Annotated in this window: 13 protein-coding genes; 10 read left to right on the top strand and 3 right to left on the bottom strand. The window is 71.7% G+C overall.

The window, feature by feature from the left end; genetic code table 11:
- The 3 genes from RYN42_RS17000 to RYN42_RS16990 all read left to right on the top strand — a co-directional run.
- Nucleotides 1-903, top strand: a 903-nt coding sequence (locus RYN42_RS17000) for a PmoA family protein (protein WP_315097993.1), incomplete at its 5' end; no start/stop codon positions are given.
- 2 nt (nucleotides 904-905) lie between these two features.
- Complete coding sequence (locus RYN42_RS16995) at nucleotides 906-2,021, top strand: Gfo/Idh/MocA family oxidoreductase (RefSeq protein ID WP_315097992.1); 1,116 nt, start codon at nucleotides 906-908, stop codon at nucleotides 2,019-2,021.
- A 38-nt stretch (nucleotides 2,022-2,059) separates the two neighbouring features.
- Nucleotides 2,060-2,527, top strand: coding sequence for a GNAT family N-acetyltransferase (locus RYN42_RS16990; protein ID WP_315097991.1), 468 nt, complete (start codon nucleotides 2,060-2,062; stop codon nucleotides 2,525-2,527).
- 122 nt (nucleotides 2,528-2,649) lie between these two features.
- On the opposite strand, the gene RYN42_RS16985 is transcribed toward RYN42_RS16990, so the two are convergent.
- A complete protein-coding gene (locus RYN42_RS16985; RefSeq protein ID WP_315097990.1) occupies nucleotides 2,650-3,861 on the bottom strand; it encodes an alpha-hydroxy acid oxidase in 1,212 nt (403 codons plus the stop codon).
- Nucleotides 3,862-4,057: 196 nt separating this feature from the next.
- Between RYN42_RS16985 and RYN42_RS16980 the strand changes: the two genes are divergently transcribed.
- The 4 genes from RYN42_RS16980 (at nucleotide 4,058) to RYN42_RS16965 (ending at nucleotide 7,976) form a co-directional block, all read left to right on the top strand.
- The gene (locus tag RYN42_RS16980) at nucleotides 4,058-5,383 is read left to right on the top strand and encodes an extracellular solute-binding protein (RefSeq protein WP_315097989.1); all 1,326 of its coding nucleotides are present in this window, start codon (nucleotides 4,058-4,060) and stop codon (nucleotides 5,381-5,383) included.
- Between the two features lie 97 nt (nucleotides 5,384-5,480).
- On the top strand, nucleotides 5,481-6,434 hold the full coding sequence (locus tag RYN42_RS16975) for a sugar ABC transporter permease (RefSeq protein ID WP_315097988.1): 954 nt from the start codon (nucleotides 5,481-5,483) through the stop codon (nucleotides 6,432-6,434).
- Nucleotides 6,434-7,345: a carbohydrate ABC transporter permease gene (locus RYN42_RS16970; RefSeq protein ID WP_315097987.1), complete on the top strand. Its 912-nt coding sequence runs from the start codon at nucleotides 6,434-6,436 to the stop codon at nucleotides 7,343-7,345. The genes RYN42_RS16975 and RYN42_RS16970 overlap by 1 nt, the downstream gene beginning before the upstream one ends.
- A 19-nt stretch (nucleotides 7,346-7,364) precedes the next feature.
- Nucleotides 7,365-7,976, top strand: coding sequence for a hypothetical protein (locus tag RYN42_RS16965; protein ID WP_315097986.1), 612 nt, complete (start codon nucleotides 7,365-7,367; stop codon nucleotides 7,974-7,976).
- Here RYN42_RS16965 and RYN42_RS16960 read toward each other — a convergent pair.
- Nucleotides 7,973-8,962, bottom strand: coding sequence for an alpha/beta hydrolase (locus RYN42_RS16960; RefSeq protein ID WP_315097985.1), 990 nt, complete (start codon nucleotides 8,960-8,962; stop codon nucleotides 7,973-7,975). The genes RYN42_RS16965 and RYN42_RS16960 overlap by 4 nt on opposite strands.
- Nucleotides 8,963-8,987: 25 nt before the next feature.
- Entirely contained in the window at nucleotides 8,988-10,505 is a 1,518-nt protein-coding gene (locus RYN42_RS16955) for an alpha-L-arabinofuranosidase C-terminal domain-containing protein (RefSeq protein ID WP_315097984.1), read from the bottom strand.
- A 167-nt stretch (nucleotides 10,506-10,672) separates the two neighbouring features.
- Between RYN42_RS16955 and RYN42_RS16950 the strand changes: the two genes are divergently transcribed.
- From RYN42_RS16950 to RYN42_RS16940, 3 genes are all read left to right on the top strand, one after another.
- A complete protein-coding gene (locus RYN42_RS16950; protein ID WP_315097983.1) occupies nucleotides 10,673-12,118 on the top strand; it encodes a Gfo/Idh/MocA family oxidoreductase in 1,446 nt (481 codons plus the stop codon).
- Nucleotides 12,115-13,029 (top strand): PmoA family protein, encoded by a 915-nt coding sequence (locus RYN42_RS16945; RefSeq protein WP_315097982.1) that lies wholly within the window; start codon nucleotides 12,115-12,117, stop codon nucleotides 13,027-13,029. Before RYN42_RS16950 ends, RYN42_RS16945 begins: the two co-directional genes overlap by 4 nt.
- Nucleotides 13,026-13,454: cupin domain-containing protein (locus RYN42_RS16940; RefSeq protein WP_315097981.1), on the top strand; the 429-nt coding region annotated here is incomplete at its 3' end. The genes RYN42_RS16945 and RYN42_RS16940, both read left to right, overlap by 4 nt.

Here is a 13,454-nt window from a genome sequence, read left to right as displayed (position 1 = left end):
GTCGGGGTGCTGGTGCCGGAGCTGACCGCGACCGCGTGGGCCGCGGACCTGGGCTCCTACCTGCTCAGCGGCGCGACGTCCGGGCCGGCCGTCCCCCTGGCCCGCTACGAGCCCGGCGACCGAGTGCCGCGCGTGCACGCCCCGCGGCCGCACCTGCACCCCGTCCACTCGGCGGCCGGCACCGCGCTCACGGAGACCAGCCCCGTGGACCACCGCCACCACTACGGCGTCTCCATGGCGGTGCCCGTGGTCAACGGCACCAGCTACTGGGGCGGCCGCACGTTCTTGCGGGACGAGGGACCGACCCTGCTGCCCAACCACGGGCGGCAGGTGAGCGAGGGAGCCCGGCTCGCCGACGACGGCACCACGCTCGTCGACGACATCCTGTGGCGCGACGAGCGCGACCGCCCGCAGCTGACCGAGGACCGCCGGCTGCACGCCGCGCCACTGCCGGACGGTCGCGGGTGGACGCTGCGCTGGTCCAGCGTGCTGCACGCGTCCCATGGACCCCTGCGGATCGAGAGCCCCGGCACCAACGGGCGGCCCAGCGCCGGGTACGGCGGCATCTTCTGGAGGCTGCCGTCGGCCGACGTCACCACCGTGCTCGGCGACGGGCTGGTCGGCGAGGAGGCCGTGCACGGCAGCCGGTCGCCGTGGCTCGCGTTCGTGCAGCGCCGCGAGGTGGCGACGACCACCGTCCTGCTGGTCCAGCACCCCGCGCTGCTCCGTCCCTGGTTCGCCCGGGTCGCCGAGTACGTGGGTGCCGGGCCCGCGCTGGCGTGGGACACCGTGGTCGACGTGCCCGAGGGCGGTCGGCTGGACGTCGGGCTGGCGGCGGTCGTGGTGGACCGCGCGCTCGGCGCCGACGAGGCGGGACTGCTGGCCGCACAGGCGTGGGGCTGACCGTGCCGGAGGGCCTCCCGTCCGTCGCCGTCGTCGGCGTGCACGGCCACGGCGCGACCCACGTCAGGCGCGTGACCGAGCTGGCCGAGCGGGGCGTCGCCACCCTCGCCGCGCTCGTCGACCCCCGGCCCGTGGACGGGGACGTCCCCTGGTTCCCGGACCTCGACGCGCTGCTCGCGCAGGCCCCACCCGACGTCGTGATCATCTCGACGCCCATCCACACCCACCTGCCGCTGGCGTCGGCCGCCCTGCGCGCGGGGTGCGACGTCCTCCTGGAAAAGCCGACGACCGCTTCGCTGGCCGAGCACGCCGAGCTGCTGGCGGTCGTCGAGGAGACCGGCCGCCTCTGCCAGGTGGGGTTCCAGACGTTCGGGTCCGGGGCGGTGGACGAGGTCGCGCGTATCGTGGCGACCGGCGAGCTCGGGGAGATCACCGGGGTCGGCGCGGTCGGCACCTGGGTGCGGACGGCGGCGTACTTCGCGCGTGCCCGGTGGGCCGGCCGGCGCACCCTGGACGGCGTCGAGGTGGTGGACGGCGTGGTGACCAACCCGCTCGCGCACGCCGTGGCCACCGCGCTGCTGCTGGCCGGCGCACGCACCGCGCAGGACGTCACCGACGTGCGGGTCGACCTGTACCGGGCGCACCCGATCGAGGCCGACGACACCTCCGCGGTGGTCGTCGAGACCCGCAGCGGGCTCCGCATCTCGGCCGGGTTGACCCTGTGCGCCCCGGTCCGCTCACCCGCGCGCGTGACCGTCCGCGGCGCGCTCGGCACCGCGACGCTGTTCTACGAGACCGACGAGATCGCGGTGTCCTCCCCCCGCGGGACCCGCCGGATCCGCTGCGGGCGCGTCGACCTGCTGACCCAGCTGCTCGCGGCCCGGGCCGACCGGTCCGTCCCGCTGCGGTGCTCCGCCGCGGACACCGGGGCGTTCCTGCGGGTGCTGGAGGCCGTGCGGACCGGACCGGACCCGACGCCGGTGCCGTCGTCGCTGGTGGAGTGGGTCGGCGAGGGCGACGAGGCGCACCCGGTGATCGCCGACATCGAGGACTGGTGCGCGCGGGTGGCCGAGGAGGGGGCGACGTTCACGGAGCTCGGAGCGCCTTTCGCGACGTAGCCGGCACCGTGCGCCTGTCGCGACCTAGGCTCGTGCGCGTGATCCTGCGCCCGTACCGCGAGCCCGACGCCGCCGCGACGCTCGACGTGTTCCGCCGCGCGATCCGCCTCACGGCGAGCCGTGACTACACGCCGGAGCAGGTGGCGGCGTGGGCGTCGGACGAGATCGGCGTGGCCGAGTGGGGTGCCCGCCGGCTGGCGAGCCGGACGCAGGTGGCCGAGGTCGACGGGGCGGTCGTCGCGTTCACCGACGTGGACGACCAGGGGTACGTCCACATGCTCTTCGTCGACCCGGACGCCGCCCGGCGCGGCGTCGCGACCGCGCTGCTCGGCTGGGTGGTCGAGACCGCGCGGGACCTGGGCGCCGGGGAGCTCACGACACACGCCAGCCTGACCGCGCGGCCGTTCTTCGAGCGCCAGGGCTTCGAGGTCGTCGCCGAGCAGCGCCCGGTCACGCGCGGCGTCGCGATGACCAACTTCGCGATGCGCCGCGACCTCACCCCCTGACCCGCAACGTCCGAGCACATGGAGGCTGTGACCCACCGCGGCTCGGACGTCCCGGCTGCTCCCCCGCAGCGTCCGAGCGGAGAGAGGCTCCAGCCCACTTCTGCTCGGACGTTGCGGGTGGGTCAGGGGAGGCGGACGTGCTGGGGGCCCAGCTCCTTGACCGTGGAGACGCCGAGCAGGGCCATCGTGCGCAGCACCTCGCGCTCGAGGATGTCGACCGCGCGCTCCACCCCGCGCTCGCCGCCGGCCATGAGCCCGTACAGGTAGGCGCGGCCGACGAGGGTCGCGTCGGCGCCGAGTGCGATGGCGGCGACGATGTCGGCGCCGGACAGGATCCCGGTGTCCACCCAGACCTGCGTCCGGCCACCGACGGCCTCGGCGACGTCGGGCAGCAGGCGCAGCGGCACGGGTGCGCGGTCGAGCTGGCGGCCGCCGTGGTTGGACAGGACCAGCGCGTCGGCGCCGGCGTCGGTCACGCGGCGGGCGTCGTCGACCGTCTGGATGCCTTTGATGATCAGCGGACCGTCCCAGGAGGCGCGGATCCACTCGAGGTCCGCGATCGTCATGGTCGGGTCGAACAGCTTGTCCAGCAGGTCCGCGACGGTCCCGGACCAGGACGACAGCGACGCGAACGTCAGCGGCTCGGTGGTGAGCAGGTTCATCCACCAGGCGGGGTGCGTCGCCGCGTCGAGGACTGTCTTGACGGTGAGCGCCGGGGGGATCGAGAAGCCGTTGCGGGCGTCGCGCAGGCGGGCGCCGGCCACCGGCACGTCGACCGTGAGCATGAGCGCCTCGTAGCCGGCGGCCTTGGCGCGCGCCATGAGGTCCTCGCCGGCGGAGCGGTCCTTCCACACGTACAGCTGGAACCACTTGTGGGCGTCGGGACCGGCCTTGGCGACCTCCTCGATCGAGGTGGTGCCCATGGTGGACAGCGCGTACGGGATGCCGCGGCGCTGGGCCACGCGGACCACCGCGCGCTCACCCTCGTGGTTCATCATGCGCGTGAACCCGGTCGGGGCGAACGCGAACGGGAGGGCCGACCGCGTCCCGATCATGTCGGTCGTCGGGTCCACGTGGGAGACGTCGTGCAGGATCGACGGCTGGAACTCCAGCTCGCGGAACAGGGAGCGCGCGCGGCGCAGGCTGATCTCGGCCTCGGCGGCGCCGTCCGTGTAGTCGAACACCGAGCGCGGGGTGCGTCGCCGGGCGACCGTGCGCAGGTCGGCGATGGTCAGGGCGTCGGCGAGGCGTCGCTCCGTGGGGTCGAGGACCAGTGGCTTGGGGCGCAGCAGCGGCTTGAGCTCGGACCACGAGGGGATCTGACGGTCGGTCACCGGGGCTCCTGGGTGTGTGGCGCGTCATCGGGCAGCACGGGAGATTGAAACGATACAACAGATGCGGCTGGTGGCAACGACGGTACTGCCACGAACGTCTTTGTAACGATTCAGCGAGTTTCGTTGACAGCCCCGACGACGCTCGCCTAACGTCCGGAATGCGCTTTCACCCCCCGAGCAAGGAGGCTCAACGACGATGAAGCGAACCCTGTGGAAGACCGCCGCTGTTGCGGCCGTCGCCGCCCTCGCCCTGACCGCCTGCTCGTCCGGCGGATCTGGCGACGCGGAACCGACAGCCAGCACCACCGGCCCCGACACCTCTCCCGTGACCCTGAACTTCACGTGGTGGGGCAACGACGACCGCGCCGCCCGCTACAACGAGGCGCTGGCGCTCTTCAAGGAGAAGTACCCCTACATCACCGTCCAGACCAGCTTCGCGGGGTTCCCGGACTACTGGACGGCGCGGTCCACCGAGGCCGCCGGCCGCTCGCTGCCGGACGTCATGCAGTTCGACCTGTCCTACCTGCGTGAGTTCAACCAGAACGGACAGCTGCTCGACCTGCAGGAGTGGGTGGACAACGGCACGATCGACCTGTCCGGCTTCGACGAGACGCTCACCACGGCGGGCGTGCTCGAGGAGAAGCTGATCGGCATCCCGACGTCGACCAACACCTTCGCCATGTTCCAGAACCCCAACGTGATCGAGCAGACCGGGGTCACGTTCCCCGACGAGGCCGAGTACACGTGGGAGGACTACAACGAGTTCATCGCGGAGGTCTCCGGCGCCGGCGCGACGACGGCCGACGGGTACGCCCTCTACGGCGCCGTCGACTACACGGCCACGTTCTGGTTCTTCATCCAGTGGCTCCTGCAGAAGGGCGTCACGCCCTTCGAGGACGACGGCACGTTCGGCTTCGACGAGGCCGACGTGGTCGAGTACCTCGAGCTCACGGCCGACCTGCGCGCCGACAAGCAGGTCTTCCCGGTCGACCGCAACCTCGCGCTCGCACCCAAGGGAGGCTTCACGGTCAACGAGACCGCGTCGGAGATGAGCTGGGACAACTTCCTGGCCGCCTACGTCGCCGACTCGGGCACCCAGAACCTGTCCATGGCGCAGATCCCGTCGATCGAGCCGGGCGAGAAGGCCCTGTTCTTCAAGCCGTCGATGCTGCTGTCGTCGGGTGCCAACACCAAGCACCCGGAGCAGGCCGCGACGCTGATCAACTTCCTGCTCACGGACCCCGAGGTCGGCAAGATCTTCGGTACGTCGAAGGGTGTGCCGGCCGACGCCGACCAGCGCGCCGCCGTCGACACCACCGAGGGCAGCGTCGACGCCCAGGTGATCGCGTACGAGGAGAAGGTCGCCGAGCAGGTGACCGAGTCCACCCCGATCCCCGTCAAGGGCTTCGGCACGATCGAGGCCAAGTGGCGGACCCTCGCCGAGGAGCTGGCCTACGGCACGCTCACACCGGCGGACTTCGCCGAGCAGTGGTTCGCTGAGGCTGAGTTCTCGACCCAGTGATCCGGCGGTGGGCCGCCCGTGCACCCGGGCGGCCCACCCCCACACCGCGGTCCGCTGAGACCGCCCGCACATCGCCATCAACGAACGGATCACGCTCGTGACCCTCACTGCCGAGGCTCCGACGACAGGCCCCACGACCGCCGCGCACTCCGCCGCCCGGAAGCGCCGCAAGCGGTCCGAGTCCCTGGCCGGCTACGCCTTCCTCAGCCCCTGGCTGCTCGGGTTCGTCCTGCTCACCGCAGGCCCGATGCTCGCCTCCCTGTACCTGGCGTTCACGAACTACAACCTGTTCGCGCCACCGGAGTTCATCGGCATCGAGAACTTCCAGCGGCTGGCCCAGGACCCGAACTACCTGCAGGCGTGGAAGGTCACGCTCACCTATGTGCTGCTGGGCACGCCGATCAAGCTGCTCGCCGCCCTGGCCGTGGCGATGCTGCTGAACAACGCGTTCAGCGCCAAGGGGTTCTACCGGTCCTCGTTCTACGCACCCTCGCTGATCGGGGCCTCGGTCTCCATCGCGATCGTGTGGAAGGCGATGTTCATCGACAAGGGCATCGTCGACCAGGTCCAGCAGTTCTTCGGGTTCGAGGCCGGCGGCTGGGTCGGTGACCCGTCGCGGACGATGCCGATGCTCATCCTGCTGACCGTCTGGCAGTTCGGTGCGCCGATGGTCATCTTCCTGGCCGGCCTCAAGCAGGTCCCGACAGAGCTGTACGAGGCCGCGTCGGTGGACGGCGCAGGCCCGTGGCGCAAGTTCCGGCAGATCACCCTGCCGATGCTGTCGCCGGTCATCTTCTTCAACCTGCTGCTCGAGATGATCCACGCGTTCCAGATCTTCGCGTCGGCGTTCATCATCTCCAACGGGACCGGCGGGCCTGCGCGGTCCACGCTCTTCTACACGCTCTACCTGTACTTCCGCGGGTTCCAGGACTTCCAGATGGGCTACGCCTCGGCGATGGCCTGGATCCTCGTGATCGTCGTCGGCGCGCTCGCGGCCGTCTTCTTCAAGACCTCGAAGTCCTGGGTCCACTACTCGGGGGAGGGCAAGTGATGAGCACCGTCACCTCCGCTGCCGACCACCTCGTCAGCGCGCACGACAGCGCACAGCTGCGCAAGTCCACGAAGAACCGCAAGCGCGGCCGATCCCTGGTCTTCCACCTGTGCTCGCTGGTACTGGTCGCGATCGTGCTCTACCCCGCGGTGTGGATGCTGATGTCCTCGTTCAAGCCGTCCAGCGAGATCGTCGGCAACGTCAGCCTGATCCCCGCGGACGCCAGCCTGGCCAACTTCACCAAGGCCCTCGAAGGCATCGGCGGCGTCTCGTTCTGGACGTTCTTCACCAACTCGGTGATCCTGGCCGTCGGCTCCGTCATCGGGATCACCATCTCGTGCTCGATCAGCGCCTACGCGTTCGCGCGGATCGAGTTCCCCGGCCGGAACGTCTTCTTCGCCCTCATGATCGGCACGCTCCTGCTGCCGTTCCACGTGGTGATCATCCCGCAGTACATCGTGTTCAACCGGCTCGGCCTGGTGGACACGTTCGTCCCGCTGCTCATCGGCAAGTTCCTGGCCGCCGAGGCGTTCTTCGTGTTCCTCATGGTCCAGTTCATGCGCAACCTGCCGCGTGAGCTCGACGAGGCCGCCCGCATCGACGGCGCCGGGCACGTGCGGATCTTCCGCTCGATCATGCTGCCGCTGATGAAGCCGGCGCTGGTGACCAGCTCGATCTTCGCGTTCATCTGGTCCTGGAACGACTTCTTCGGGCCGCTGCTCTACCTGAAGAAGCCCGACCTGTACTCGCTGCCGATCGCCCTGCGGCTCTTCGTCGACCAGACGACGACCTCGGACTACGGCGCCCAGATGGCCATGGCAGTCCTCGCGCTCGTGCCCGTGATGCTCTTCTTCCTGGTGTTCCAGCGGTACCTGGTCGAGGGCGTGGCCACGCAGGGCCTCAAGGGCTGAGCGTGTGAGGCTGGAGGTCATGAGCGACGACGCCCCTGCGCAGCCCGACCCGACCGACAAGCGGCTGCTCGGCGGCGGACGGTTCGGGCTGTTCAGCGAGGCGCTGCTGGTGGGCCTGGCGGTCTCCGTGCTCAGCCTGCCGGTGGTCACGGCCGTCCCGGCGCTCGCCGCCGGCGTCTCCCACGTCCGACGCCACCTCGACGGCCGCCCCGACACGCTCGCCGCCCTGTGGGAGGACTTCCGAGCGGCCTGCCGCGGCGTGTGGCTCGTGGCGCTCGGTGCCCCGCTGCTCCTGCTGGTGCTCCTGGTCAACCTGCAGCTCCTCGACGCCGGCCAGATCCCCGGCAGCACCGGCGTCCGGGTGGTCATGGTGTTCCTGGTCGCGGTCCTGCTCGTGGTCGTCCTGCGCGCCGCGGCGGGCTGGTCGGTCGGGGCGTCGTGGGGGACCGTCGTGCAGACAGCCGCCCGGCGCACCGGCGACGACCTCACCGGGACGGTCCTGCTGGTCGTGGCGCTCGGGCTCTGCGCGGTGATGGTGTGGATGCTCGCGCCGCTGGCCGTGATCGTGCCGGGGCTGCTCGCGCTGGCGGTCGTGTCGGTCGAGCACCGCGCGCAGGTCCGCGGAGGCTAGGCCAGCGTCTCGACGAACCGCTGCACCCTCGCCAGCGCCAGCCGGCCGGCGTCGGTGCTGACGTGGAACTGGTACTCGTGACCGAGCGCCGGCTCGTGGTCGGGTGCGAAGAGCAGGGTCTCGTGGGGGATCTTGAGGCGCTCGAGCGTGGCGACCAGAGACTGCGAGTGGCCCAGCAGCGGGTCGGCGTTGCCGCAGGACACGAGGGTGGGCGGGAACGCGGGCGTCAGGTGGTTCACCACCGAGATGCCGTCGAACCTGGGGTCGTCCAGGTAGTCGGCGCTGCCGGTGAACAGGCGCATCACCGAGTCGACGAACCAGCGCGGGCGCCCGCGCAGCCCCCGGGCCAGGGACATGTCGAAGACGCCGCAGAACAGCACCGTGCCGACGATCTGGTCCGGGGTGATCCTCGGGTGCGCGTCGATCGAGGCGGCGTAGGCGGGGTTGACCACCACGCCGGCCACCTGGGCAGCGATCTGGGCGCCGGCCGAGTCGCCCGCGAGCACCAGGCGGTGCGGGTTCACCCCGAGCTCGTCGGCGTGCTCCGTGAGGTACGCGAGCGCGTCGAGGACCTGCAGGACGGGGGCGGGGTAGGTGGCCCGGGGCGCGATCGTGTAGTCGACGCCGACCACCGTGCACCCGCCGCCCGCGACCACCCGCAGGTAGTTGGCGATGAGGTCCTTGCTGCCCGACAGCCACGCGCCGCCGTGCACCCACACGATCGTCGGCAGCGAGCCGTCGGACGCAGTGGAGCGGTGCACGTCGAGTCGGGCGCCCGGGTCGCCTTCGCGGTACGGGATGTCTACCTGGGAGGTCACGTGCGTGGGCACGAAGGGCGCGGTCGCGGTGAACCGGGCGGAGCCGTGGCGGTCCATCCGGCGGCGCAGGACCACCGACGCCGGCCGGGGGTTGAGCCAGGCTGCGATCCCGAAGCCGACCAGGCTCGCGGCGACCAGGCCGAACAGCCACCCGATCGCGCGCCTCATCCGTCGATCGTGCCACCCGCCACCATCAGTCCCGGGTGAGCACCCCCGGCAGGGCAGTCCAGGACTCCGGGGCGAGCGTGATCACGGTGCTGCCGCTCGCCTGCGCGGGGCCGTCGATCTCCGACACGTGGTGCTCCGCGACGGCGGCCGCGTGCTCCGGGCCCTCGACGGCGGGCTCGTCGTCGGCCGTGACCTGCACGCCGCGACCGAGGGCCAGCGTCACGCCGGGGTGCGAGAGCTCCACCTCGACGGGCTCGGCGGACCGGTTGACCAGGAACACCGCGACGTCGTCGCCGTCCAAGGTCGCCGCCGCGGTGACCACCGGGACGTCACCGTGCTGGGCGGTGGGCATGGTGGGCGCCGTCACCCGCAGGTCCAGGGCCGTGCCGCGGGCGAGCCGTGCCGTCGTCGCGAAGGGGTGGAACGTCGGCTGGCGCCATGCCGGGCCGCCGGGCTCGGTCATGATCGGGGCGATCACGTTGACCAGCTGGGCCAGGCAGGCGACGGGCACGCGGTCGGCGTGGTTGAGCAGGGTGACCAGCAGGTCGCCGACGACGACGGCGTCGAGCGCCGAGTAGACGTCCTCGATGATCCGCGGGGCGTCGCGCTGCAGCGGCAGGTTCTGCTCGCCGACGAAGCGGGACTTGAGGTACCAGACGTTCCACTCGTCGAACGAGATGGTGACCACCTTGTCGGAGCGGCGGCGCGCGGCGACGGCGTCGGCGGACGCGACCACGCGGCGGATGAACCGGTCCATCGACGTGCCCGACCCGAGGAACGAGGCGCGGTCGCCGTCGAGCTCCTCGTAGTACGCGTGCATCGACACGTGGTCGACCAGGTCCCAGGTGTGCTCGAGGACGGTCTGCTCCCACGAGCCGAAGGTGTCCATCATCATCGACGACGACCCGCAGACGACCAGCTCGATCGACCTGTCCACCAGCTTCATGGCCTTGCCGGCCTCGGCGGCGAGCCGGCCGTACTCCTCGGCGTCCTTGTGCCCGATCTGCCACGGCCCGTCCATCTCGTTGCCGAGGCACCACAGCTTCACCGCGTACGGCTTCTCGCGCCCGTTCGCGATCCGCAGGTCCGCCCAGCGCGAGCCCGCCTCGCCGTTGCAGTACTCGACCAGCGCCGCCGCCGCGGCCACCCCGCGGGTGCCCAGGTTGACGGCCATCATCGGCTCGATGCCCTCGCGCTCGGCCCACTGCAGGAACTCGTCGGTGCCCACGGTGTTGGGCTCGATGGTCCGCCACGCGAGGTCGATGAACGGCAGGCGGTCCTCCACCGGGCCGACGGCGTCCTCCCACACGTAGTTGGAGACGAAGTTGCCGCCGGGGTAGCGCACCATGCTCACGCCGAGCTCGTGGGTGAGGTCGGCGACGTCGCGGCGGAACCCGTGCTCGTCGGCGGTCTCGTGTCCCGGCTCGAAGATCCCTGTGTAGACGGCGCGGCCCAGGTGCTCGACGAACGAGCCGAAGACTCGGCGGTCGATCTCGCCCACGCGGAAGTCGGGGTGCAGCAGGACGGTGGTGCGCTGGGACATCGGTTCTCCTGGATCGGCGACGCTGCTCGGTGCGGGTGGCCCCTTCCCATGATCCGTCGACCCTGGGACCTGTGCGAGACGGGCCGCACGGCTTAGGCTACCTACCGACGGACAACGCTTTCCGCGCGATCCGTCGCACCGACGCGACGACGACACCGAGGACACCCGTGACCGACCAGAACCCGACCGCACCGCGTCCCGCATCGAGCAGCAGCACGTCGCCCGGCGCAGGCGTCGTCCCCGAGTTCGCCCCCGCCCCGCACGGCGAGCAGCTGCGGTACGCGGTGGTCGGCACCGGTCACCGGGCGGGCATGTACATCGGCGCGATCGTCGGTGAGCACGCGGACGTCGCCACGCTGGTCGCCCTGCTCGACCCCAACCCCGGTCGCATGGCGCACTACGAGACGGTCGTCTCCGAGGCGCTCGGGCGGCCCGCGTCGCTGCCCACCTACGCGCCCGACGGTCTCGAGAAGATGATCGCCGAGCAGTCGGTGGACGTCGTCGTCGTCACCGCGCCCGACCACGCCCACGCCGAGCTCGTCGCGCGGGCGCTGGCCGCCGGGGCCGACGTCGTCGTCGAGAAGCCGCTCACCATCGACCGGCCCGGCTGCCGGCGGATCACGGGCGCGGTCCGCGAGACCGGACGCGACGTCGTCATGACCTTCAACTACCGGTACGCCCCGCGGAACTCCTCGCTGCGGCAGGTCATCGCCTCCGGCGAGATCGGCGAGGTCACCTCCGTCCACTTCGAGTGGGCGCTCGACACCGTGCACGGCGCCGACTACTTCCGCCGCTGGCACCGCGACAAGAAGAACTCCGGCGGCCTGCTGGTGCACAAGTCCAGCCACCACTTCGACCTGGTCAACTGGTGGCTCGGCGACGTCCCGACGCGCGTCTACGCCCGCGGCGCCCTGCGGTTCTACGGCGACCGCAACGCCGCCGACCGCGGGCTCGGCGCCCGGCCGGCGCGCGGGACCGGCGTCGTCGGCGACCCGTTCACCCTCGACCTCAACGACGACCCCCGGCTGAAGTCCCTCTACCTCGACGCCGAGGAGCACGACGGCTACCTGCGCGACCAGGACGTGTTCGGGCCCGGCATCACCATCGAGGACAACATGGCCCTGCTGGTCGACTACCGGGGCGGTGCTGTCCTCAGCTACTCGCTCAACGCGCACAGCCCCTGGGAGGGGTACCGCGTCACGGTCAACGGCACCGCCGGCCGCGCGGAGCTCGAGGTGGTCGAGCGCGGGGCGATCGAGCTCGACGAGGACGGGAAGGCCGTGCTGGACCCGTCCGCCACACCGACCTCCGTCGGCGACGTGCTGCGCCCCGAGGGGGAGCGGCTGCTGGTGCAGCGGCACTGGGAGCCGGCGACGGAGTACCCGATCCCCGACGGCATCGGCGGGCACGGGGGCGGGGACGCGATCCTGCTCAAGGACGTGTTCCGACGACACCTCCGGGTCTCCGACGACGACCTGGGCCGCCCGGCGGGGTACCTCGACGGGCTGCGCGCCGTGGCGGTCGGCATCGCGGCCAACCAGTCGCTGGTCACCGGGCTGCCGGTCACCATCGCGGACCTGGACCTCGGCGCCTCGCTGGACGCCGCTCGATGACGCTCTCCGCCCTCCACGGCGTCGGCCGCGCGGTCGACGTCGTCGCCGACGGCATCACCCTGGCCCAGTACGTCTACGTCCCGACCGACGTGCAGCTCGAGAGCCCCCGCCCGTACCTGCACCCCGTCCGGACGCGCGGTGGTGACCTGGTCACCGCCTACCGCCCGCACGACCACGTCTGGCACAAGGGGATCGCCTGGTCGCTGCCGGTGGTCGGCGAGCACAACTTCTGGGGCGGCCCCACCTACGTGCACGGGCAGGGGTACGTGCAGCTGGAGAACGACGGGTCGATGGACCACGTCGCGCTCACCGACCTGTCGGTCGGGTCCGACCGCGTCGACCTGACGCACACGCTCGCCTGGCACACGCAGGCGGGCTCGCGCGTGATCGACGAGACGCGGTCGCTCGGCTTCGTCGTCCCGGCGGGTCGCGACGACGCCTGGGTGCTCACCTTCGAGACGACCATGACCAACATGTCCTTCGACGACCTCACCATCGGGTCACCCACCACCCGCGGCCGCGAGAACGCCGGCTACGGCGGACTGTTCTGGCGCGGTCCCCGGTCCTTCACCGGCGGGACCCTGCTCGCACCCGGCTACTCCGGCGGCGAGGAGATCCGCGGCACGCGAGGGCCGTGGATGGGGTTCGTCGGCCGGCACGACGAGACCGGGGGAGCGTCGACGGTCGTCATGGTCGACGGCCCGGACAACCCCTCCCACCCGCCGCAGTGGTTCGCCCGCACCGAGCAGTTCGGCTGCCTCAACCCGGCGCCGTTCTTCTCCACCGAGGTCCCGTTCGGGCCCGGCGACACCCTCCGGTTCCGGTACGCGGTCGTGATCGCCGACGGCACCGCCGACCCCGCGTCGGCCGCTGCGCTGGCGGAGCTCGCCAGCGGGATGCTCGTCCCATGAGCGGACTGCCCGGCGGCGTCTCGGTGAGTCACCTGCGCGTGTACGACTGGCCCGCTCGTGACGGCGTCGGGCTCGCCGGCAGCGGCTCGCCGCACCTGCACGTCGTGTCGTCGGAGGCGTACGTCGTCCTCGGGGGCACCGGCTCGGTCCACACCCTCGGACCCGCGGGGTTAGCCGTGCACCCGTTGCAGCCGGGGTCGATCGTGTCGTTCGGCCCCGGCGTCGTGCACCGCGCCGTGAACGACGGCGAGCTCGAGGTCCTCGTCCTCATGTCGAACGCGGGGCTGCCCGAGGCCGGCGACGCCGTCCTGACCTTCCCGGCGTCGGTGCTCGCCGACCCCGCCGCCTACCGCGCGGCCGCGACCCTCCCCGGGCCGGACGCCTCCGACGACGAGCTCGCCGCCGCCGCGCGCCGCCGCCGCGAC

Origin of the sequence: uncultured Cellulomonas sp. (assembly GCF_963527515.1) — a bacterium.
Lineage (GTDB): Bacteria > Actinomycetota > Actinomycetes > Actinomycetales > Cellulomonadaceae > Cellulomonas.
Note: the sequence above shows the minus strand (reverse complement) of the source record. Positions and strands in the feature narration are given on the sequence as shown.